This is a genomic window from Streptomyces sp. P13-3-3 (genome assembly GCF_050571355.1).
Taxonomy (GTDB): Bacteria; Actinomycetota; Actinomycetes; order Streptomycetales; family Streptomycetaceae; genus Streptomyces; species Streptomyces althioticus.
Genome location: NZ_CP192228.1, coordinates 5,743,115 through 5,763,874, shown reverse-complemented (window position 1 = coordinate 5,763,874; position 20,760 = coordinate 5,743,115). Strand labels below are relative to the sequence as shown.

The following is a 20,760-nucleotide window of genomic DNA, read 5'->3' as shown; positions in this document are numbered from 1 at the left end:
CGGCTCGTGCCGGTACGGGGCCGTGCCGGCGGCGTGCGGGGCCGGGCCCCGCGTTCACGGTGAGGCGTTCACTGCCGGTACGGGCGGCTTCCGGCCCGGCGGGTCGTACTGCGCGCCGACGCGGGTGGCGGCCGCACCGGCACGGTGATGCTGCGTGCCGACGCGGATGGCGGTCGCACCGGCACGGTCGTGCTGCGTGCCGACGCGGATGGCGGTCGCACCGGCACGGTCGTGCTGCGTGCCGACGCGGATGGCGGTCGCACCGGCACGGTGGTCCTGCACGCCGGCGCGGTTGGCGGCCGCACCGGCACGGTGGTCCTGCACGCCGGTGCGGGGTGGCTCCCGTACCGGTCGGTGGACCGTCACGGACCAGGACGAGCGGCTCCCGACCTGGCACGTCGTGCGCCGCGCGCCGGCGGCCGGCTCGTGGGCACAGTGGTGCTGCACGCCGGCGCGGCTGGCGGTCGCACCGGCACGGTGATGCTCCACACGCCGGTGCGGGGGCTCCCGTACCGGTCGGTGGACCGTCACGTACCAGGACGAGCGGCTCCCGACCTGGCACGTCGTGCGCCGCGCGCCGGCGGCCGGCTCGTGGGCACGGTGGTGCTGCACGCCGGTACGGCTGGCGGTCGCTCCGGCGAGGTGGCCGGTACGGGCGGCTTCCGCACCGGCGGGTCGTGCTGCGTGCCGGTGCGGCTGGCTGTCGCGCCGGCGTGGTGCCTTGCGCGCCGGTACGGGCGGCCCGTGCCGGCGGGTGGTGCAGCTTCGGGTCGGTGCGGGCGGGGTGCCCGCACCGGGTGGTGCCGGGGCGGGCGGGCCCGCCTCGGTCGGTGCTGGTGCCGGGGCGGGTGAACTCGCCCCGGGTGGTGCTGGGTCGCGCCGGTGCGGTGGTGGCCGTAGCCGCGCCGGCTAGGCGGGTGAGAACAGGTGGTCGCTGATGAGGCGGGCCGCGCCGATGACTCCGGCGGTGGGGCCCAACTCACCAAGCACGATGGGGAGGTTGCCCGTCGCCAGGGGCAGCGAGCCTCGGTAGACCTGGGTGCGGATCGCGGCGAGCAGGGTGTGGCCGAGGCCCGTCACCCCGCCGCCGATCACCACAAGGCCGGGGTTGAAGAAGCTGACCAGGCCGGCGATGACCTGCCCGGTGCGGTTGCCGCCCTCGCGGATGAGGTCGAGGGCGGTGGCGTCGCCGGCGGCGGCCGCGGCGGCGACGTCGACGGCGCTGAGCGTGCCGTTCGCCTCGAACCGGGCGGCGAGTTCGGGCGAGCGCTGCTGCTCGGCGGCCTCCGTGGCGTCCCGCGCGAGGGCCGCGCCGGAGAAGTGCGCCTCGAGGCAGCCGCGGTTGCCGCAGGCGCAGGGGCGTCCGTCGGGCACGGCCTGGATGTGCCCGATGTCGCCCGCGCTGCCCGTTGTCCCGCGGTACACCTCGCCGCCGACGACGATGCCGCACCCGATGCCGGTGCCGATCTTGACGCAGAGGAAGTCGGCGACGGTGCGGGCGACGCCCGCGTGCTGCTCCCCCAGCGCCATGAGGTTCACGTCGTTGTCGACCATGACCGGGCAGCCCAGCTCCTGGCTGAGCGCCTCCCGCACGGGGAAGCCGTCCCAGCCGGGCATGATCGGCGGCGCGACCGGGATGCCCTCGGGGAAGCGGACCGGCCCGGGGACGCCGATGCCGGCGCCGTCGAACCCTTCCGCGAGCCCGGTGGCCCTCAGCTTGGCGGCCATGGACAGCACCTGCTCGAAGACCGCGACCGGTCCCTCGCGCACGTCCATCGGCTGGTTGATGTGCCCGAGGATCTCCAGCTCGGCATTGGTGACGGCGACGTCGACCGAGGTGGCGCCGATGTCGACGCCGAGGAAGCGCAGGTGCGGGTTGAGCCGGATGTTGTGGGAGCGGCGCCCGCCGCGCGAGGCGGCGAGTCCGTCGGCCACGACGAGTTCCGTCTCCAGCAGCCGGTCCACCTCCACGGCCAGTTTCGACCGGGAGAGGTCGACCTGGTCGCCCAGCTGGGCGCGGGAGTTGGGACCTCCGTCGCGCAACAGCCGGAGCAGTCGTGCCTGATGGGCGTTCGCGGGTCGCGCTGTCATGCGTCTCACGAGCCCCTCCCCGCCTCATCGGCTGTGCGCGCCGGATTCCGGCCACGTGCGTGGCGTGCTTTCGGATGGGAAAGTAGCAGCGCCTGCCGGAGGTGGGAAGAAGTCGCGCAGGAATTGCCCCCTACTTTTTCCACTCTCAGGACAAAGGAGGGGGTGCGGGGCCCGGGACGACCCCGCTCAGGCCGGGCGAAAGCCCCTCAGGAGTCCTCCCGCGCGTGGTACGACCGCCGCGTGTGCTCGGTGTGTTCGCGCATCAGCCGCGTGGCCGACTGTTCGTCCCGCGCGGCGATCGCGGCGATCAGCTCACGGTGCTCGATCCAGGACTGTTCGCCGCGCTGCCGGGCGACGGGCGTGTAGTACCAGCGCACCCGCCGGTCGACCTGGGCGGCCAGCTCGGCGAGGACCGCGTTGCCCGCGAGCTCCATCACCTTGGCGTGGAAACGGGCGTTGAGCGCCACCGCGGCGTCCACGTCGTCCGCCTCGACGGCCGCGAGGCCCTCGGCGAGGATGTCCTCCAGCGCCCGGACGCCCTTGCTGTCGGCGTTGCTCGCCGCGAGCCGGGCCGCCTCCGCCTCCAGCAGCGTGCGCACGGTGAGGAGCTGGTCGGCCTCCTCCTCCGTCGGCTCGTGCACGAACGCGCCCTGTGCGGGGCGCAGATCGACCCACCCCTCGGTGTTGAGGCGCTGGAGCGCCTCGCGCACCGGCTGACGGGAGACGCCGAGGTGGCCGGCGAGTTCGCTCTCGACGAGGTGCTGGCCCGGCTGGAGGGCGCGGGTGGTGATGAGTTCGAGCAGTGCCTCGTAGACGCGGTCGCGCAGCGGGCCCGGCCGTTCGAGCCGGGGCACCGCCCCGTGGGGCAGTCCTGTCGACAACATCGGTCCCCCTCTTCGGCGGCGCCGCGCGTCCGTCGCGGACACCGGTGACGCCGTAGACGTCCTGGGTGATTGTCTTTCGTCTACAGTCTACGGCGCACCGCCGCAGCCCGTTCGGGTTGCCCTCGTCACACCCGGGTCGCGCACGCCGCGTCCGACGCGCCCACCGGCGGCTCACCACCCCGCAGCGCACGGCCCGCCTGCTCGCGGACGGCACCGGCCCGCCTCCTCACGGGCAGCGCACGACCTGCCCCGCGTACGACAGGTTGCCGCCGAAGCCGAACAGCAGCACCGGGTCCCCGCTCGACACCGCGCCCTGCTCGACGAGTTTGGAGAAGGCGAGCGGAATGCTCGCGGCGGACGTGTTGCCGGAGTCGACGACGTCCCGCGCGACGACGGCGTTGACGGCGCCGATCCGGCGCGCGAGGGGCTCCACGATCCGCAGGTTGGCCTGGTGCAGCACGACCGCGGCGAGGTCCTCGGGCGTCAGGCCCGCCTTCTCGCAGGCGCGTCGGGCGAACTCCGGCAGCCGGGTGGTCGCCCAGCGGTAGACGCTCTGCCCCTCCTGCGCGAACCGCGGAGGAGTCCCCTCGATCCGCACCGCGTTGCCCATCTCCGGCACCGACCCCCACAGCACCGGACCGATGCCGTCCGCCGCGCCCGCCGCCGCCTCCACGACGGCCGCGCCCGCCCCGTCGCCGACGAGCACGCAGGTGGTGCGGTCGGTCCAGTCGGTGACGTCGGACATCTTGTCGGCGCCGATCACCAGCACCCGCTCCGCCCCGCCGGCCCGCACGGCGTGGTCGGCGGTGGCGAGGGCGTGGGTGAAGCCGGCGCACACCACGTTGACGTCCATGACGGCGGGGCCCGGCATGCCGAGGCGGGCGGCGACGCGGGCCGCCATGTTGGGCGAACGGTCGGTCGCGGTGGACGTGGCGACCAGGACCAGGTCGATCTCTTCGGGCGTCCGGCCGGCCGCGGCGAGCGCCTTGGCGGCGGCGTGCGCGGCCAGTTCGTCGACTGGCTCGTCGGGCCCGGCGATGTGCCGGGTGCGGATGCCCACGCGGCTCGTGATCCACGCGTCGCTGGTGTCGACCATGCCCGCGAGGTCCTCGTTGGTCAGGACCCGGGCGGGCTGGTAGTGGCCGACGGCGGTGATGCGCGAGCCGCTCATGGTGATCCCCTCGGTGATCCGGTTGCGGGATGCACCAGTCTGATCAGTGACTCACGGGTACGAGTGCAGGTGAAGCGACAGGAAACGGGCGCGAGGCTTGTCGCCTTCCGTCAGCCCCCAGGGGCTTCCGTCAGGCGTCCCCGCGCCCGTCCCCTTCCCTACCGGCCGGTCACCCGGTGAACAGCTGCGTCGCCTTGCGCACCAGCTCGTACAGGCCGTAGGCGAGCGGGAGGCCCACCCAGAGCCAGGCGAAGGCGATCAGCGCGCGACGGGAGGGTTCAGGCGGACTCTGGCTGCTCTCGCCGGTCATCGGCGGCCTCCTTCGACGTCTCGGCCGGTGTCCCGGCGGCGGGTTCGTGGTGACGCGGGTGCACGGGGCGGACCAGTTCGTTGGCGACGAAGCCGACGGCCAGCAACCCGATCATGACGACCAGGGACACCCCGTAGAGGGACGGGCCGTGCTTGCCGGCCTCCTCCTGGCGGTCGGCGACCCAGTTGACGATGAGCGGTCCGAGGACGCCGGCCGTGGACCAGGCTGTGAGCAGCCGGCCGTGGATGGCGCCCACCTGGTAGGTGCCGAAGAGGTCCTTGAGGTAGGCGGGGACCGTCGCGAAGCCGCCTCCGTAGAAGGAGAGGATGACGAGCGCGGCCAGTACGAACAGCGGTTTGGAGGAGTCGCCGAGCGACCAGATGAGGGCGTACATCAGCGCGCCGACGCCCAGGTAGACGCGGTAGATGTTCTTCCGGCCGATGAGGTCGGAGGTGGTGGACCAGCCGATGCGGCCCGCCATGTTGGCGGCGGACAGCAGGGCGACGAACCCGGCGGCGGCCGTGGCGGACACCGGTGCGGAGCTGTCCGCGAAGAAGTCGGTGATCATCGGCGCGGCCTTCTCCAGGATGCCGATGCCGGCGGTCACGTTCATGCAGAGCACGAGCCACAACAGCCAGAACTGCGGGGTGCGCACGGCGGACCGGGCGGAGACCTGCGGTCCGGCGGTGACGGCGGGCGCGTCGGAGGCCGGCCGCGCGGTGGGCGGCACGCGTACCAGCAGCACGCCGAGCGACATGAAGACGGCGTACGTCAGCCCGTGCACGAGGAAGGCGTACGCGATGCCAACGTTGTCGGTGCCGAACGATTCGAGCATCTGCGCCGACCAGGGGGAGGCGATCAGCGCGCCGCCGCCGAATCCCATGATGGCGATGCCGGTGGCCATGCCGGGCCGGTCGGGGAACCACTTGATGAGCGTGGAGACGGGCGAGATGTAGCCGATGCCCAGGCCGATGCCGCCGACGAAGCCGTAGCCGAAGACGATCAGCCAGTACTGCTCGGTGGCCGCGCCCAGCGCGGAGAGCAGGAAGCCGGAGGAGAAGCAGATCAGGGCGACGGTCATCGCCCAGCGGGGGCCCCGGCGTTCGACGAGGGTGCCGCCGAAGGCCGCGGACAGGCCGAGCATGACGATGCCGAGCTGGAAGGGCAGCGCGCTCTGGGTGCCGCTGAGGTCGAGCGCGGACTCCAGCGGGGGCTTGAACACGCTCCAGGCGTAGGCCTGGCCGATGGAGAGGTGTACGGCGAGTGCGGCGGGCGGGACGAGCCAGCGGCTCCAGCCCGGCGGTGCGACGGGGGGACTCATGAATCCCCAACCGTAGGGAGCGCTCCGCTCCTTGAGAAGACTGTTGAGCGCACAACCACCGGTACTGCACAAAGCCTTGTCGGCCTTGTCTCCATACTGTAGACAATATTTCGTCGACAGAGATTCGGCGATCCTCCTGGTTCTTCGGTGTCCCTCGACCGGACGGAGTTCCCTTCGCCATGAAAGTCGCAGTTCTCGGCGCCGGTGCGATCGGCGCCTACGTGGGTGCCGCGCTCCACCGCGCGGGCGCCGACGTGCATCTCATCGCCCGTGGACCGCATCTGGCGGCCATGCGGCAGGACGGGGTACGGGTGCTGAGCCCGCGCGGCGACTTCACCGCGCGTCCCCGTGCCACCGACGACCCGGCCGAGGTCGGCCCGGTCGACTTCGTGTTCCTGGGTCTGAAGGCGAACTCGTACGCGGCGTGCGGGCCGCTGATCGAGCCGCTGCTGCACGGCACGACGGCCGTGGTGGCCGCCCAGAACGGCATCCCCTGGTGGTACTTCCACCGGCACGGCGGCCCGTACGAGGGACGCCGGCTGGAGAGCGTGGACCCCGGCGGCGCGGTCAGTGCGGTGCTCGCGCCCGAACGGGCCGTCGGCTGCGTGGTGTACGCGGCCACCGAACTCGAACGGCCCGGTGTCGTCCGCCATGTGGAAGGCACCCGCTTCTCGGTCGGCGAACCCGACCGCAGCGTCTCGCCGCGCTGTCTCGCCCTGAGCGAGGCCATGCGGGCGGGCGGCCTGAAATGCCCGGTCGAGCCGGACCTGCGCAACGACATCTGGCTCAAGCTGCTGGGCAACATCTCCTTCAACCCGATCAGCGCCCTGGTGCGGGCCACCATGCGGCAGATGTGCCTGCACGGCGGCACCCGCCGGGTCATCGAGACGATGATGGCCGAGACCCTGGCCGTCGCCACCGCGCTCGGCTGCGAGGTCGGCGTGTCCATCGAACGGCGGCTGGCCGGCGCCGAGAAGGTCGGCGACCACCGCACCTCCACGCTCCAGGACCTGGAGCGCGGCAAACCGCTGGAGCTCGACGTGCTGCTCGCGGCCGTGGTCGAGCTGGCGGAGATCACGGGCGTCCCCGTGCCCACCCTGCGCACCGTGCACGCCCTGTCCGACCTGCTCGCGCTGAGGAGCGCCGCATGAGGAAACGCGACCGGACCCCGAAGACCTACACCCGCCTCACCCATCCCCTCGTCCGCGACTCCCGGGACGAGCCGTTCCGCAGGGCGACCTGGGACGAGGCGCTGGACCGCACCGCGCGCGCACTGGGGGCGGCGCGCGGCGCGTTCGGCATGTTCTCCTGCTCCCGCGCCACCAACGAGATGAACTACGTGGCGCAGAAGTTCGCCCGGGTCGTCATGGGTACCAACAACGTCGACTCCTGCAACCGCACCTGCCACGCGCCCTCGGTCGCCGGGCTGTCGGCGGCGTTCGGCTCGGGCGGCGGCACCTCGTCGTACGAGGAGGTGGAGCACACCGACGTCGTCGTGATGTGGGGCTCCAACGCCCGCTTCGCGCACCCGATCTTCTTCCAGCACGTCCTCAGGGGCATACACAACGGCGCCCGGATGTACGCCGTCGACCCGCGCAGGACCTCCACCGCGGAGTGGGCGGAGAGCTGGCTCGGGCTGAACGTCGGCACGGACATCGCGATGGCCCACGCGATCGGCCGCGAGATCATCCACGCGGGCCTGGTCAACGAGGCGTTCGTGCGGCGCGCCACCACCGGTTACGAGGAGTACAAGGCACTCGTCGAGCCGTGGACGCCGTCCCTCGCCTCGAAGGTGACCGGTGTCCCGGCCGCCGCGATACGGGAGCTGGCGCACGCCTACGCCCGAGCCGAACGCGCCCAGCTCTGCTGGACGCTGGGCATCACCGAGCACCACAACGGCACCGACAACGTGCGCGCCCTGATCAACCTCGCGCTGCTGACCGGGCACGTGGGACGGTACGGATCGGGGCTCCAGCCGCTGCGCGGGCAGAACAACGTGCAGGGCGGCGGCGACATGGGGGCGATCCCCAACCGGCTGCCCGGCTTCCAGGACCTCCTCGACCCGGGCGTGCGCGCCAAGTTCGAGGCCGCCTGGGACACCGTCGTCCAGCCCCGGTACGGGATGACGCTGACGGAGATGTTCGAGGCGATGGAGGACCGGTCGCTGCGCGCCGTCTACTGCATCGGCGAGAACCCGGCCCAGTCGGAGGCGGACAGCGAGCAGGCCGTGCGCCGGCTGAAGGAGCTGGACTTCCTGGTGGTGCAGGACATCTTCCTGACGAAGACCGCCGAACTGGCCGATGTCGTCCTGCCCGCGACGGCAGGCTGGGCCGAGACCGACGGCACCACCACCAACAGCGAACGCCGGGTGCAGCGCGTGCGCCGTGCCGTGACGCCGCCCGGCGAGGCGCGCGAGGACATCGACATCCTCTGCGACCTCGCCGGACGCCTCGGCCACGACTGGAAGTACGACGGCGCCGAGGCCGTGTGGAACGAACTGCGCTCGGTCTCCCCGGACCACCACGGCATGACGTACGAGCGGCTCGAGGAGCACCAGGGCATCCAGTGGCCGTGTCCGAGCACCGACCGGCTGGAACCGCCGTACTTGCACGGCCGGTTGTGGGAGAAGGACCCCGGACGCCGGGGCCGGCCCGCGCCGTTCGGGATCGTGCAGCACGACCCGCCGGTGGACCTCACCGACGAGCACTACCCGGTCCGGCTCACCACCGGACGGCGCCTGGACTCCTACAACACCGGTGTGCAGAGCGGAAGTTTCGCCTCCCCGTTGCGGCGCGGCGAGTACGTCGAGCTGTCCCCCGAGGACGCCGAGCGGTACGGGGTCGTGGTGGGTGAGGAAGTGCTGGTGGCCTCACGGCGCGGGTCCGTGCGGGCGCCGGTGTGGGTGGACCCCGCGCTGCGGCCGGGGCTCGCGTTCATGACGTTCCACTTTCCCGACGAGGTGGACACCAACCAGCTGACGATCGAGGCGAACTGCCCGATCGCGGGGACGGCGGAGTTCAAGGCGTCGGCGATCCGGATCGAGAAGCTTCCGGCCCCGACACACGTGAGGTGAGCGAGCGTGGACCTGCGTTTCGGCGACAGCAAACCGACCGACGAGGAGCGCGCCGCCGTCGACGCCCTGCTCGGACCGCCCGAGTCGTCCTGGGAGGGCGCCGACCGCTCCGACGCGGACCTGAGGTGGGCGCGCGGCGGACGGGCCGCGCGTGACCGCCGCGACCTGCTGCTGCCTGGGCTGCACGCGCTGAACGACCGGGTCGGCTGGATCAGCGAGGGCGGCCTTGACTACCTGTGCCGCCGGCTGACGGTCCCGCCGTCGGAGGCGTACGGGGTGGCGACGTTCTACTCCATGTTCTCCGTCCGCCCTCGCCCGGCCACCGTGCTGCACGTGTGCACGGACCTGGCCTGCGCGGCGGCGGGCGCGCCGAGGCTGTGCGAGGCGGCCGAGGCGCGTCTGGGCCCTGAGTCGGGGGTGACGGTGGAGCGCAGTCCGTGTCTGGGTCTGTGCGAGCGGGCCCCGGCGGCGCTGGTGGTGCGGGCCGGGGAGGACGCGGCCGGTGCGACGGCCGGCGGCGGGGTGACACGGGCGGCCGCGGTGTCCGCCCCCGCCGCGCCCGACGCCGTGGTCCGCGCGGCGCTCGCCCCGGAGAACGCCCCCGAGGAGCCCCCGGCCGCCCTGGCGGTCCCCCAGGCGCCCGACCCCGGACTGCTCCTGCTGGGCCGCGTCGGCACGGTGGACCCCGCCGACCTGGACGACTACCGGGCGCACGGCGGATACACGGCGCTGCGCCGCGCCTTCGGGCTCGGGCCCGCCGGGGTGATCCGGGAGGTGACCGACTCGGGTCTGCTGGGCCGGGGCGGCGCGGCCTTCCCCACCGGCCGCAAGTGGCAGGCCACCGCCTCGCAGCCGGACCACCCGCACTACCTGGTGTGCAACGCCGACGAGTCCGAGCCGGGCACCTTCAAGGACCGGGTGCTGATGGAGGGCGACCCGTACGCGCTGGTCGAGGCCATGACGATCGCCGCGTACGCGACCGGCGCCCGGCACGGCTACCTGTATCTGCGCGGCGAGTACCCGCGGGCCCTGGAGCGCATGGAGCACGCGATCGCGCAGGCGCGGGCGCGCGGTCTGCTCGGCGACGACGTCCTGGGCCAGGGGTTCTCCTTCGACATCGAGATCCGGCGCGGTGCGGGCGCCTACATCTGCGGTGAGGAGACGGCCCTGTTCAACTCCATCGAGGGGTTCCGGGGCGAGCCGCGCTCCAAGCCGCCGTTCCCGGTGGAGAAGGGCCTGTTCGGGAAGCCGACGGTGGCGAACAACGTGGAGACGCTGGTCAACGTCCTGCCGGTCCTCACCCTGGGCGCGCAGGCGTACGCGGCGATCGGCACCGGCGCGTCCACGGGCCCGAAGCTGTTCTGCGTCTCCGGGAGCGTGGACCGCCCGGGCATCTACGAGCTGCCGTTCGGCGCCACGCTCGGCGAACTCCTCACGCTCGCCGGCGTACGGGACGGCCTGCGGGCGGTGCTGCTGGGCGGGGCCGCCGGCGGATTCGTCCGCCCCGACGAGCTGGACATCCCGCTCACCTTCGAAGGCACCCGGGAAGCCGGCACCACCCTCGGCTCCGGTGTCGTCATGGCCTTCGACGACACCGTCCCGCTCCCCCGCCTGCTGCTGCGCATCGCCGAGTTCTTCCGTGACGAGTCCTGCGGCCAGTGCGTGCCCTGCCGGGTCGGCACGGTCCGCCAGGAGGAGGCACTGCACCGCATCGCCGAGCGCACCGGTGCGGACGCGGCCGCCGACATCACGCTGCTGCGCGAGGTCGGGCGCGCGATGCGGGACGCCTCGATCTGCGGTCTCGGCCAGACCGCGTGGAACGCCGTGGAATCCGCCATCGACCGTCTGGGGGCGTACGAATGACCGTGACACCGCTGGGGATCCCCCGCCGTCTGCTGGAGTTCACCCTGGACGGTGAGCCGGTCCGGGCGCCCGAGGGGTCGACGATCCTGGACGCCTGCCGGGCCGCGGGCAAGGACGTCCCGACGCTGTGCGAGGGCGACACGCTCACCCCGAAGAACGCCTGCCGGGTCTGCGTGGTCGAGGTCGAGGGCGCGCGCACGCTGGTCCCGGCCTGCTCGCGCAAGGCCGAGGCGGGCATGGAGGTGCGCACCGGCACCGAGCGGGCCCGGCACAGCCGCAAGGTCGTCCTGGAGCTCCTCGCCTCCTCGGTCGACCTGTCGACGACGCCCCGGGTCGCCGAGTGGCTGAAGGAGTACGAGGCGAAGCCGGACCGCTTCGGCCCGGACGCCGCCCGGGTGAACGAGGAGCCGCGCGTCGACAACGACCTCTACGTGCGCGACTACGGCAAATGCATCCTCTGTTACAAGTGCGTCGACGCCTGCGGCGACCAGTGGCAGAACACCTTCGCGATCTCCGTCGCGGGCCGCGGCTTCGACGCCCGTATCGCCGTGGAGCACGACGCGCCGCTGACCGACTCGGCGTGCGTGTACTGCGGCAACTGCATCGAGGTGTGCCCCACGGGGGCGCTGTCGTTCAAGTCGGAGTTCGACATGCGGGAGGCGGGTACGTGGGACGAGTCGCGGCAGACGCGCACGACGACCGTGTGCGCCTACTGCGGCGTGGGCTGCAACCTGACGCTCCATGTGCAGGACAATGAGATCGTGAAGGTCACGTCGCCGCACGACAACCCGGTGACCCACGGCAACCTGTGCATCAAGGGCCGGTTCGGCTACCAGCACGTGCAGAACCGGGACTGAACGGAACGGACAGGGACATGGGACGAGTCACGGAACGACGCAAGGTGATCCGCATCCGGGACGGGGCGGTCTCCACCCGCCCGGACACGCTCGTCGCCGAGGAGCCCTTGGAGATCCGGCTGAACGGCAAGCCCCTGGCGATCACCATGCGCACCCCGGGCGACGACTTCGCGCTGGCGGCCGGCTTCCTGGTCAGCGAGGGCGTGCTGGCGGCGGCCTCGGACCTGCGGAACATCGTCTACTGCGCCGGGGCGACGGCCGACGGCTCGAACACGTACAACGTGGTCGACGTGGCGACCGCGCCCGGGGTGGAGATCCCGGACATCACGCTGGAGCGCAACGTCTACACCACCTCGTCGTGCGGTCTGTGCGGCAAGGCCAGCCTGGACGCGGTGCGCACCACGACCCGTCACCCGATCGCGGACACTCCGCCGCTGCGGGTGACGCCCGAGCTGCTGTCCGAGCTGCCGGACCGGCTGCGGGCGGCCCAGCGGGTCTTCGACCGCACCGGCGGGCTGCACGCGGCGGCCCTGTTCGACGAGCACGGCGAGCTCCTCGACGTGCGGGAGGACGTGGGCCGGCACAACGCGGTCGACAAACTGGTCGGCCGCGCCCTGCAGAACGGGGACCTGCCGCTCTCGCGGACGGTCCTCATGGTCTCCGGCCGGGCCTCGTTCGAGCTGGCGCAGAAGGCGGTCATGGCCGGCATCCCCGTGCTGGCGGCGGTGTCGGCGCCGTCCTCGCTGGCCGTGGACCTGGCGGCGGAGACCGGCATGACCCTGGTGGGCTTCCTGCGGGGCAGTTCCATGAACGTGTACGCGGGTGAGGAGCGGATCGCCCTGCGGGCCGCGGCCGTCCGGGCCTGACCGCACCCCCTCGCTGCACGGCGGCGGGGCCCCACCGGCGGGGAGCGCCCCCTGCGCCGCGGGGCCCCGCCTCGGCCGAGGCCCCGTGGACCGGCGCGCCCGCTGCCGCTAACGTCACCCGGCGTGCCCGGCGACACCGTACGCATACGGCGGCGGACGGGGACCGGGATCGCCGCGGTGCTGGTCCTGGTCCTCGGGGCCGTGCTGGTCACCGCCCGGTCGGAGGGCGACGGCGGCGACGCGGGGTGTGCGCCCCGAACGGTCGTCTCCTGGGCTCCCGAGCCGCGGCTCACCTCCGCCTTCGCCCGGTACGGCGACGACGACGCCCGGACCGACGACTGGACCGGCGGGGACGGCACGCACTCGGTGCGGCTGCCGGACGGGCGGCTGCTGTGGCTGTTCTCCGACACCTTCCTGGGCCGGGTGCACCGGCCGCCCAACCCGGCGGGGGAGCCGTACGTGTGGCGGGACGGCACCGCGCCGCTGGTGCGGAACTCGGCGGTGGTGATGCGCGACGGCAGGCCCGAGTCCACATTCCCCGCCCCGCTCTTCCCCGACCCGGCCCCGGGCAGCTGGCGCTGGCCGGTCGCCGCCCGGGTCGAGGCCCGCTCCCCCGGCGCGTCCGAGCGGGTGCTGCGGGTGCTGCTGTGGGTGCGCCGGCACGCCGCTCCTCCGTGGATCTACGGGGAGCCGGTGGCCACCGAGGTCGCCACGCTCTCCCTGCCCGCCCTGCGCCTGGAGTCGGTGACCACGGTGCTGGACCAGCGGGAGGTGGGCGACCTCTCCCGCCGCGTCCTGTTCGGGACCACCCTGGTCGAGGAGGACGGCTGGACGTACGTGTTCGGCGGTGACGACGGGCGCCCCGCGGCCCGGCCGGCCTCGCACGCCCATGTGGCGCGGGTGCCCGAGGGAGGTCTCGCCGACCCGGCCGCCTGGGAGTTCTGGGACGGCTCGGGCTGGCGTGCGCGGGCCCGTCCGGCGCCGGTGCTGGGCGACGGGCGGCGCACCGGGGTGGGCAGTGCCTTCACGGTGACGCGGGACGAGGGGACGTACGTGCTGTTGACCATGGCGGCCGGCGCGGAGGGTCTGGCGGCGGTGACGGCGTACTGGGCGTGCTCCCCGGCAGGGCCGTGGCACGGTCCGGCGGGCGGGTTCACCCCCGCGCTGCCCGCGCCCGGCACCGCCGCCTACAACCCGCAGGCCCACCCCGGGCTGAGCCGGGACGGGCGGCTGGTGCTGAGCCACGACGTGAACTGGCTGGAGACGTCCGCGGCGGCGGCGATGCTCAGCCGGAACGTGTCGCTGTACCGGCCTCGGTTCGTGACGGTGCGGCTCGGTCCTCCGCGGTGACCTCCGGGAGGGGGTCCTTGGAGCGGCGCTTGGCGATGACCGCGCACACCATGAGCTGCATCTGGTGGAAGAGCATCAGCGGCAGCACGGCCAGCGAGGCGTGCGCGCCGAACAGCACGCTCGCCATGGGCAGTCCGGCGGCCAGCGACTTCTTCGACCCGGCGAACTGGATGGCGATGCGGTCCTCCCGGCCGAAGCCGAGGCCCTTGGCGCCGTACCAGGTGAGCGCCAGCATCACGGCGAGCAGCACGGCCTCGACGACGAGCAGTCCGCCGAGCCGGCCGGGGCTGACCTGGCCCCAGACGCCCTGCACCATGCCCTCGCTGAACGCGGTGTAGACGACGAGCAGGATGGAGCCGCGGTCCACGAGCCCCAGCACCTTGCGGTGGCGGGCGACGAAGCCGCCGATCCAGCGTCGGGTGAACTGCCCGGCGAGGAACGGCACCAGCAGCTGGAGCACGATCTTCACGACCGAGTCGCCGGAGAAGCCGCCCGCGCTGCCGCCGAGCAGCGCCGCGGCGAGCAGCGGGGTGAGGACGATGCCGGCCAGCGAGGAGAACGAGCCGGCGCAGATCGCGGCGGGCACGTTGCCACGGGCGATCGAGGTGAACGCGATCGACGACTGGATGGTGGACGGGACCAGGGTGCAGAACAGCAGCCCCTGGTACAGCGGGTCGTCGAGGAACACCGGGACGAGTCCGCGGGAGGCCAGGCCCAGCAGCGGGAAGACGACGAACGTGCAGGCCAGGACGGTGACGTGGAGCCGCCAGTGCTTGAGCCCGTCGAGCGCCTCACGGGTGGAGAGACGAGCGCCGTAGAGGAAGAAGAGGAACGCGATCGCCGCGGTCGAGGCGCCGGAGGCGACGTCCGCGCCGGTGCCCCGGGCGGGCAGCAGCGCGGCCACACCCACCGTGCCGAGCAGGAGCGTGATGTACGGGTCGATCGGCATCCAGCGCGGCCAGTGCGGGCGTTTCACGGTGCTCCACGTGCTCGGGTGTGTGTGCTCGGGTGTGTGCTCGGCGGTGCGGTCCTCCGGAGCGGGTGCCCCGGGCGGCCGGGGACAAGGGGTCCCCGCTCCATCCTGCTCCTCCGGTCCGTGATCGGGAATCCCGTACACCGCTCTCACTGTGATCGGTGTTCATGATGACCGGAGTAGGCTGCCGGGCATGTACGAGCCGACCCACCTGCGGACCTTCCTGTCCGTGGCGCAGACGCTGAGCTTCACGCAGGCGGCCCGGCGGCTGGGGCTGCGCCAGTCGACGGTGAGCCAGCACGTGCGGCGGCTGGAGGAGGCCACCGGGCGGCAGCTGTTCACCCGGGACACCCACTCCGTGGAGCTGACCGAGGACGGCGAGGCGATGCTCGGCTTCGCGCGCCGCATCCTCGACGTGCACGAGCAGGCGGCGCAGTTCTTCACCGGCACCCGGCTGCGCGGGCGGCTGCGGTTCGGGGCGTCCGAGGACTTCGTGCTGACCCGGCTGCCGGAGATCCTCGAACGGTTCCGGCACGAGCACCCGGAGGTCGATCTGGAGCTGACGGTCGAGCTGTCGGGCACCCTGCACGAGCAGCTCGCGGCGGGCCGACTGGACCTGGTGCTGGCCAAGCGGCGGCCGGAGGACCCGCGTCCGGACCCGCACCGGCTGGTGTGGCAGGACGAGCTGGTGTGGATCGGCGCGCCGGGCCTGCGGCTCGATCCGCACCGCCCGGTGCCGCTGATCGTCTACCCGCCGCCGGGCATCACCAGGGCCCTGGCGCTGCGGGCGCTGGAGCGGGACGGCCGGCAGTGGCGGATCGTGTGCAGCAGCGGCAGCCTCAACGGGCTCCTCGCGGCGGCTCGGGCGGGGCTCGGGGTGATGGTGCACGCGCGCGGGCTGGTCCCGCCGGGGCTGGTGCGGATGCCGGAGCGGGCGGGGCTGCCGGAGCCGGGCTCGGTGGACTTCGTGGTGGTGCACGGCCGGCGCCGGCCCTCGGCGCAGGGCGCGGCGGACGCGCTCGCGGCGGCGATCCTGGCGGGCGGCGACCGGCTGCACCGCGGCGGACAGGGGTGACGGCGACGTCCGCGGAGGGGTGACGGTCCGGGCGGCCCGTGCGCTGAGCTGGGTGGAGGCCGTCGCGCCCCCCATGCGCCGGCCATGGGGACGTACAGATTCCGTGGAGATTGCGGCACCGAAACTTACTCCGCCGTCAGGATTGTGCCCGGACCCTACCCGCTTGCGAGATTTCTCCTTCACCGATCGACGGTGTCGCGCCCTTTGCGCGGTTTTCGACCCCCTCCCGCCCCTGGAACCCGTGGGGTAGCTTTCACCGCGCTGTGCGGGACGACGGTGTTGCCGCACCGGTCCGAGCGCCAGGAAGCGGGGAGCGGGATTGCGCGAGTTCACCAACCCTCCGTTGTCACAGGCGCCCACGGTGGGCGGTCTGGCCGACGTGGTGTTCCAGTACGCCGAGGAGGAGCCGCTGCGGGCCGCGCTCGGCCGCAAGGACGACGACGGCCACTGGCGCGACGTGACCTCCGCCGAGTTCCGTGACGAGGTGCTCGCCCTGGCGAAGGGCCTGCTGGCGAGCGGGATCCGGTTCGGCGACCGCGTCGCGATCATGTCCCGCACCCGGTACGAGTGGACGCTCTTCGACTTCGCGCTGTGGTCGGTCGGCGCCCAGGTCGTCCCCGTCTACCCGACCTCGTCGGCCGAGCAGTGCTCGTGGATGCTGCACGACGCTGAGGTGTCGGCGGCGATCGTGGAGCACGAGGACCACGCGATGACCATCGCGACGGTCATCGACCGCCTGCCGCGGATGCGCCGGCTGTGGCAGCTGGACGCGGGCGCGGTGCAGGAGCTGTACGACGCGGGCGCCCACCTCGAGGACGACGTGGTGCACCGGCACCGCAGGGCGGTCACCCCCGAGTCGGTGGCGACGATCATCTACACCTCGGGCACCACCGGCCGCCCCAAGGGCTGCGTCCTGACGCACGGCAACTTCATGTACGAGGCGGACACCGTCATCGAGCGCTGGGAGCCGGTGTTCCACTCCAAGCGGGGCGACGAGGCGTCGACACTGCTGTTCCTGCCGCTGGCGCACGTCTTCGGGCGGATGGTGGAGGTCGCGGCGATCCGCGGCAAGGTGAAGTTCGGCCACCAGCCGCAGCTCAACGCGGCCGCGCTGATGCCCGATCTGGCCGCTTTCCGGCCGACGTTCATCCTGGCCGTGCCGTACATCTTCGAGAAGGTGTTCAACGCGGCGCGGCGCAAGGCCGAGCGGGAGGGGCGCGCGGGCCCGTTCGAGAAGGCGGTCGACGTGGCCGTGCGGTACGCCGACGCGATGGAGGCGAGAGCCTGGGGCACCGGTCCCGGCCCGTCCGCGGGGCTGCGGATGCAGCACCAGCTGTTCGACAAGCTCGTGTACTCCAAGATCCGTACCGCGATGGGCGGCAGGATCCGGCACGCCATGTCCGGCGGCTCGGCGATGGACCGGCGCCTCGGCCTGTTCTTCGCGGGCGCCGGCGTGCACATCTACGAGGGGTACGGGCTGACCGAGTCGACCGCCGCGGCCACCGCCAACCCGCCGGAACGCACCCGTTACGGCACGGTCGGACAGCCGATCCCCGGGGTGAGCGTGCACATCGCGGACGACGGCGAGATCTGGCTGCACGGCGAGAACGTCTTCCAGGGCTACCTCAACAACCCGAAGGCCACCGACGAGACGCTGCACGACGGCTGGCTCGCCACCGGCGACCTGGGGTCCGTGGACGAGGACGGCTATCTGACCATCACCGGGCGGAAGAAGGAGATCCTGGTGACGTCCGGCGGCAAGAGCGTCTCGCCGGGCGGGCTGGAGGAGCGGGTGCGCGACCATCCGCTGGTCAACCAGTGCATCGTGGTCGGCAACGACCGTCCGTACGTGGCCGCGCTGGTCACCCTGGACCAGGAGGCGGTCGAGCACTGGCTGGCCATGCGGGGGAAGCCTCAGCTCTCCCCGGCCGAACTGGTGCGCGACCCGGATCTGGAGACGGAGGTGCGGCGCGCGGTGGTCGCGGCCAACACCCTGGTCTCGCAGGCCGAGTCGATCCGCACCTTCCGCATCCTGGCGCAGCCGTTCACCGAGGAGCACGGGCTGCTCACCCCGTCGCTGAAGCTGAAGCGCAAGGCCATCGAGAAGGCGTACACCGACGAGGTCGAGGCACTGTACCGGGCGTGAATTCCGCGGTCAGGAATGCGGCGGGGGCCGTGATCGTTGACGATGGGGGTATCACCTGACCACAACCTAAGGATCGAGAGCTCGTGAGCAAGGTCCCCCCGATCACCCTGAACAACGGCGTCGAGATGCCCCAGCTCGGGTTCGGCGTCTGGCAGGTACCGGACGCGGAGGCCGAGACGGCCGTGGCGACGGCGCTGGAGGCCGGCTACCGCAGCATCGACACGGCCGCGATCTACGGCAACGAGGAGGGCACCGGCAAGGCCGTCGCGCGGTCGGGCGTCCCCCGTGAGGACATCTTCGTCACCACCAAGGTGTGGAACAGCGACCACGGGTACGACTCCACCCTGAAGGCCTTCGACACCTCGCTGTCGAAGCTCGGCCTCGACTACGTCGACCTGTACCTCATCCACTGGCCCACCCCGGCCCGCGACCTGTACGTCGACACGTACAAGGCGTTCGAGAAGCTGCTGTCGGACGGACGGGTGCGCGCGATCGGCGTGTCCAACTTCCTGCCGGAGCACCTGGAGCGGCTGATCGGGGAGACGTCGGTCGTCCCGGCGGTCAACCAGATCGAGCTGCACCCGCACCTCCAGCAGGCCGCCTCCCGCGAGTACCACGCGGAGCAGGGCATCGCCACCGAGGCCTGGTCCCCGCTCGGCTCCGGCAAGGGCATCCTGGAGATCCCGGCCCTCGTGGCCATCGCGCAGAAGCACGGCCGCACGCCCGCCCAGGTGGTGCTGCGCTGGCACCTCCAGCTGGGCAACATCGTCATCCCCAAGTCGGTGACGCCGTCCCGCATCAAGGAGAACATCGACGTCTTCGGGTTCACCCTGGACGACGAGGACCTGGCGGCGATCAGCGCGCTGAACGAGGACCGGCGGACCGGTCTGCACCCCGCCGAGTTCAACCAGGCCTGACGGCCCGCACGCCGGTGGCCGGCCCCCGCGGTGACGGGTGGCCGGCCACCGGCGTTCGCGCACCGGTCAGTTGGGCTGCCCCAGAGGCCGGACGACCACGGTGTTCACGTCCACCCCCGCCGGCTGGCCGAGCGCCCACACCACCGACCCGGCGATCTGGTCGGCGGTGAGCATGCGCCCCAGTGACGTCACGTCCTGCTCGGCCCAGAACGGCGTCTCCACCCGGCCCGGCGCGACCAGCGTCACCCCGATCCCCCAGTCGGTGACCTGTCGCCGCGTGTTCTCGGCGAGCCCGGTCACCGCGTACTTGGTGGCGCCGTACAGATTGCCGGGCGTGGGCACGAACCCGGCGACGCTGCCCACCAGCACGATCCGCCCGCCGCTGCGCCGGAGCGCGTCGACGGAGGCCCGGATCAGCAGGGCGGGGCCCAGCACGTTGGTGAGCACCATGTCCGTCCACCCGGCGGGGTCGCCGTCGGCGACGGAGTCGTGCGTGGCGTACCCGGCGTTGGCGACGACGGCGTCCAGCCGCCCGAACCGTGCCAGCACGGTGTCGACGGCGCCGCTCACGTCGGCGTAGTCGGCCGCGTTCCCGGGGAGCGTCAACAGCCGCTGGGGCTCCCCGAGTTCCTTGGCGAACGCGTGCAGCCGCTCCTCCCGCCGGCCGGTGACGGCGACCGCCTCCCCCGCCTCCAGCAGCCGCCGCGCCACGGCGGCGCCGATGCCGGTGCCGCCTCCGGTGACGAGCGTGACCCGCGTGTCCTCGGTCATGGGAACTCCCCTGTCGTCTCGTGGTGTGCCGGGGAGTCCATCACTTGGAGCGCTGTCGAGGTCAAGGGGTCACACCGGCCGTACCCCCGAATGGACCGTGTGGGCCGCCAGGACGAAGACGTCCGGGCGGTGGTGGACGCTCGCCGGGTCGTCCGGGTCGACGAGGCGGTCCAGGGTGGCGCAGTCGTCGGCTTCCAGGTACTCGCCGAGCAGGTCGCGGGTGCGGGTGAGGGACTCGACGACGTAGGCGCGGGCGCGGTCCGGAACGGGGGCCGGGAGGTCGAGGAGGAAGGTGCGCGAGCGGGTGTGGTGCAGGCCGGCCGCGGTGAGCAGGGCGGGCCAGTCCTCCGCCTGGGCCACCGAGCCGGGCAGTTCCTCCCGCATGCGGCTGAAGCGGTCCTCCTCCACGGCGTCGATGCGGGCCTGGAGGCCGGGGCGGCCGAAGCCGATGTCGCGGGGCAGGAAGCGGGAGGGCAGTCCGCCCTCCATCACGGCGAGCGTGCCGCCGGGCGCGAGCCGTTCGACGCAGGCCGTGAGCGCGGCGCCCTGGTCGCCGAGGTGGTGGATGCTGCGGCTGGCCCACAGCAGGTCCGCCGGGTAGTCCAGCTCGGCCAGCACGCCCGGCATGTCGCCGGTCAGGGTGGCGAAGCGGTCGCCGGCGCCGAGGCGTTCGGCGCGGGCGCGGGCCCGCTCCAGCAGCGGTTCCGAGCCGTCGACGGCCACGATCCGGGCGCCCGGGAAGGTCTCGGCGAACAGGCCGGAGATCACGCCGGGTCCGCTGCCGGCGTCCACGATCAGCCCGGGGTCGGTGACCTCCTTGGCCAGCCAGGCCAGGGCGTGCTCGTACAGCGGGGTGAACAGTTCGGCCTGGCTCTCCAGCAGGGGCGCCAGCTCGGCCCAGTCGAGGTGCTCGTGGTCGTGCGCGTGCGCGTTCTCGGATCGGTGCTCGTCGTCGTGCCCGGGTGCGTGGTGGTGGTGCGCCATGGTGGTCAGCCTCTCCCCTCGGATGCGGTCAGCGTGCGACGACGCACCGGGCGGGGGCAAACCATGTTGCGGTTACGGCAAAACGGCGGCGGTCCGCCGGACCCGGGT

General features: G+C 72.8%; 18 protein-coding genes. 9 read left to right on the top strand and 9 right to left on the bottom strand.

The genetic code is table 11. The annotated features are described in order from the left end of the window. Positions 1-54: 54 nt before the first annotated feature. From ACQZOG_RS25935 to ACQZOG_RS25910, 6 genes are all read right to left on the bottom strand, one after another. Positions 55-324 carry a hypothetical protein gene (locus tag ACQZOG_RS25935; protein WP_430741853.1) on the bottom strand — a complete coding sequence of 90 codons (270 nt, stop codon included), beginning with the start codon at positions 322-324 and terminating at the stop codon, positions 55-57. Positions 325-909: 585 nt separating this feature from the next. After that, on the bottom strand, positions 910-2,091 hold the full coding sequence (locus tag ACQZOG_RS25930; RefSeq protein WP_033273694.1) for an ROK family protein: 1,182 nt from the start codon (positions 2,089-2,091) through the stop codon (positions 910-912). A 206-nt stretch (positions 2,092-2,297) separates the two neighbouring features. Then, positions 2,298-2,975, bottom strand: a complete 678-nt coding sequence (locus ACQZOG_RS25925; RefSeq protein ID WP_033273695.1) for a GntR family transcriptional regulator — start codon at positions 2,973-2,975, stop codon at positions 2,298-2,300. A 226-nt stretch (positions 2,976-3,201) separates the two neighbouring features. Further along, a complete protein-coding gene (locus ACQZOG_RS25920) occupies positions 3,202-4,146 on the bottom strand; it encodes a beta-ketoacyl-ACP synthase III (RefSeq protein WP_033273696.1) in 945 nt (314 codons plus the stop codon). A 169-nt stretch (positions 4,147-4,315) separates the two neighbouring features. Continuing rightward, positions 4,316-4,456, bottom strand: a complete 141-nt coding sequence (locus ACQZOG_RS25915; protein ID WP_167338186.1) for an MFS transporter small subunit — start codon at positions 4,454-4,456, stop codon at positions 4,316-4,318. After that, the gene (locus ACQZOG_RS25910; protein WP_037642632.1) at positions 4,425-5,777 is read right to left on the bottom strand and encodes an OFA family MFS transporter; all 1,353 of its coding nucleotides are present in this window, start codon (positions 5,775-5,777) and stop codon (positions 4,425-4,427) included. Before ACQZOG_RS25910 ends, ACQZOG_RS25915 begins: the two co-directional genes overlap by 32 nt. Before the next feature lie 179 nt (positions 5,778-5,956). Here ACQZOG_RS25910 and ACQZOG_RS25905 point away from each other — a divergent pair, with 179 nt between their 5' ends. The 6 genes from ACQZOG_RS25905 (at position 5,957) to ACQZOG_RS25880 (ending at position 13,786) form a co-directional block, all read left to right on the top strand. Then, positions 5,957-6,928: a 2-dehydropantoate 2-reductase gene (locus tag ACQZOG_RS25905; RefSeq protein ID WP_033273698.1), complete on the top strand. Its 972-nt coding sequence runs from the start codon at positions 5,957-5,959 to the stop codon at positions 6,926-6,928. After that, entirely contained in the window at positions 6,925-8,850 is a 1,926-nt protein-coding gene (locus ACQZOG_RS25900; RefSeq protein ID WP_037642629.1) for a molybdopterin oxidoreductase family protein, read from the top strand. Before ACQZOG_RS25905 ends, ACQZOG_RS25900 begins: the two co-directional genes overlap by 4 nt. 6 nt (positions 8,851-8,856) lie before the next feature. Then, on the top strand, positions 8,857-10,713 hold the full coding sequence (locus ACQZOG_RS25895) for an NAD(P)H-dependent oxidoreductase subunit E (RefSeq protein ID WP_058917328.1): 1,857 nt from the start codon (positions 8,857-8,859) through the stop codon (positions 10,711-10,713). Next, a complete protein-coding gene (locus ACQZOG_RS25890; protein WP_033273701.1) occupies positions 10,710-11,570 on the top strand; it encodes a 2Fe-2S iron-sulfur cluster-binding protein in 861 nt (286 codons plus the stop codon). The genes ACQZOG_RS25895 and ACQZOG_RS25890 overlap by 4 nt, the downstream gene beginning before the upstream one ends. A gap of 17 nt (positions 11,571-11,587) precedes the next feature. After that, the gene (gene fdhD / locus ACQZOG_RS25885) at positions 11,588-12,436 is read left to right on the top strand and encodes a formate dehydrogenase accessory sulfurtransferase FdhD (RefSeq protein WP_033273702.1); all 849 of its coding nucleotides are present in this window, start codon (positions 11,588-11,590) and stop codon (positions 12,434-12,436) included. A 123-nt stretch (positions 12,437-12,559) separates the two neighbouring features. Beyond that, positions 12,560-13,786 carry a DUF4185 domain-containing protein gene (locus ACQZOG_RS25880; protein WP_430741852.1) on the top strand — a complete coding sequence of 409 codons (1,227 nt, stop codon included), beginning with the start codon at positions 12,560-12,562 and terminating at the stop codon, positions 13,784-13,786. Here the strand turns inward: ACQZOG_RS25880 and ACQZOG_RS25875 are convergent. Continuing rightward, complete coding sequence (locus tag ACQZOG_RS25875) at positions 13,722-14,735, bottom strand: bile acid:sodium symporter family protein (protein ID WP_193455803.1); 1,014 nt, start codon at positions 14,733-14,735, stop codon at positions 13,722-13,724. The two genes, ACQZOG_RS25880 and ACQZOG_RS25875, sit on opposite strands and share 65 nt — an antisense overlap. A 217-nt stretch (positions 14,736-14,952) precedes the next feature. Between ACQZOG_RS25875 and ACQZOG_RS25870 the strand changes: the two genes are divergently transcribed. The 3 genes from ACQZOG_RS25870 (at position 14,953) to ACQZOG_RS25860 (ending at position 18,897) form a co-directional block, all read left to right on the top strand. Then, entirely contained in the window at positions 14,953-15,834 is an 882-nt protein-coding gene (locus ACQZOG_RS25870; protein ID WP_033273705.1) for a LysR family transcriptional regulator, read from the top strand. A gap of 319 nt (positions 15,835-16,153) precedes the next feature. Continuing rightward, entirely contained in the window at positions 16,154-17,980 is a 1,827-nt protein-coding gene (locus tag ACQZOG_RS25865) for an AMP-dependent synthetase/ligase (protein WP_037642620.1), read from the top strand. A 125-nt stretch (positions 17,981-18,105) separates the two neighbouring features. After that, positions 18,106-18,897, top strand: coding sequence for an aldo/keto reductase (locus ACQZOG_RS25860; protein ID WP_051747842.1), 792 nt, complete (start codon positions 18,106-18,108; stop codon positions 18,895-18,897). A gap of 66 nt (positions 18,898-18,963) precedes the next feature. Here the strand turns inward: ACQZOG_RS25860 and ACQZOG_RS25855 are convergent, their stop codons facing one another. Both ACQZOG_RS25855 and ACQZOG_RS25850 read right to left on the bottom strand, forming a co-directional pair. Further along, a complete protein-coding gene (locus tag ACQZOG_RS25855; protein WP_033273708.1) occupies positions 18,964-19,668 on the bottom strand; it encodes an SDR family oxidoreductase in 705 nt (234 codons plus the stop codon). 69 nt (positions 19,669-19,737) lie between these two features. After that, positions 19,738-20,652: a class I SAM-dependent methyltransferase gene (locus tag ACQZOG_RS25850; RefSeq protein WP_430741851.1), complete on the bottom strand. Its 915-nt coding sequence runs from the start codon at positions 20,650-20,652 to the stop codon at positions 19,738-19,740. Positions 20,653-20,760 lie beyond the last annotated feature (108 nt).

Bases quoted from the DNA above. Each gene is read 5' to 3' on its own strand.
- ACQZOG_RS25930 (WP_033273694.1), bottom strand. From the start codon at position 2,091: ATGACAGCGCGACCCGCGAACGCCCATCAGGCACGACTGCTCCGGCTG.
- ACQZOG_RS25925 (WP_033273695.1), bottom strand. From the start codon at position 2,975: ATGTTGTCGACAGGACTGCCCCACGGGGCGGTGCCCCGGCTCGAACGG.
- ACQZOG_RS25920 (WP_033273696.1), bottom strand. From the start codon at position 4,146: ATGAGCGGCTCGCGCATCACCGCCGTCGGCCACTACCAGCCCGCCCGG.
- ACQZOG_RS25915 (WP_167338186.1), bottom strand. From the start codon at position 4,456: ATGACCGGCGAGAGCAGCCAGAGTCCGCCTGAACCCTCCCGTCGCGCG.
- ACQZOG_RS25910 (WP_037642632.1), bottom strand. From the start codon at position 5,777: ATGAGTCCCCCCGTCGCACCGCCGGGCTGGAGCCGCTGGCTCGTCCCG.
- ACQZOG_RS25905 (WP_033273698.1), top strand. From the start codon at position 5,957: ATGAAAGTCGCAGTTCTCGGCGCCGGTGCGATCGGCGCCTACGTGGGT.
- ACQZOG_RS25900 (WP_037642629.1), top strand. From the start codon at position 6,925: ATGAGGAAACGCGACCGGACCCCGAAGACCTACACCCGCCTCACCCAT.
- ACQZOG_RS25890 (WP_033273701.1), top strand. From the start codon at position 10,710: ATGACCGTGACACCGCTGGGGATCCCCCGCCGTCTGCTGGAGTTCACC.
- fdhD (WP_033273702.1), top strand. From the start codon at position 11,588: ATGGGACGAGTCACGGAACGACGCAAGGTGATCCGCATCCGGGACGGG.
- ACQZOG_RS25875 (WP_193455803.1), bottom strand. From the start codon at position 14,735: ATGCCGATCGACCCGTACATCACGCTCCTGCTCGGCACGGTGGGTGTG.
- ACQZOG_RS25870 (WP_033273705.1), top strand. From the start codon at position 14,953: ATGTACGAGCCGACCCACCTGCGGACCTTCCTGTCCGTGGCGCAGACG.
- ACQZOG_RS25860 (WP_051747842.1), top strand. From the start codon at position 18,106: ATGCCCCAGCTCGGGTTCGGCGTCTGGCAGGTACCGGACGCGGAGGCC.
- ACQZOG_RS25855 (WP_033273708.1), bottom strand. From the start codon at position 19,668: ATGACCGAGGACACGCGGGTCACGCTCGTCACCGGAGGCGGCACCGGC.
- ACQZOG_RS25850 (WP_430741851.1), bottom strand. From the start codon at position 20,652: ATGGCGCACCACCACCACGCACCCGGGCACGACGACGAGCACCGATCC.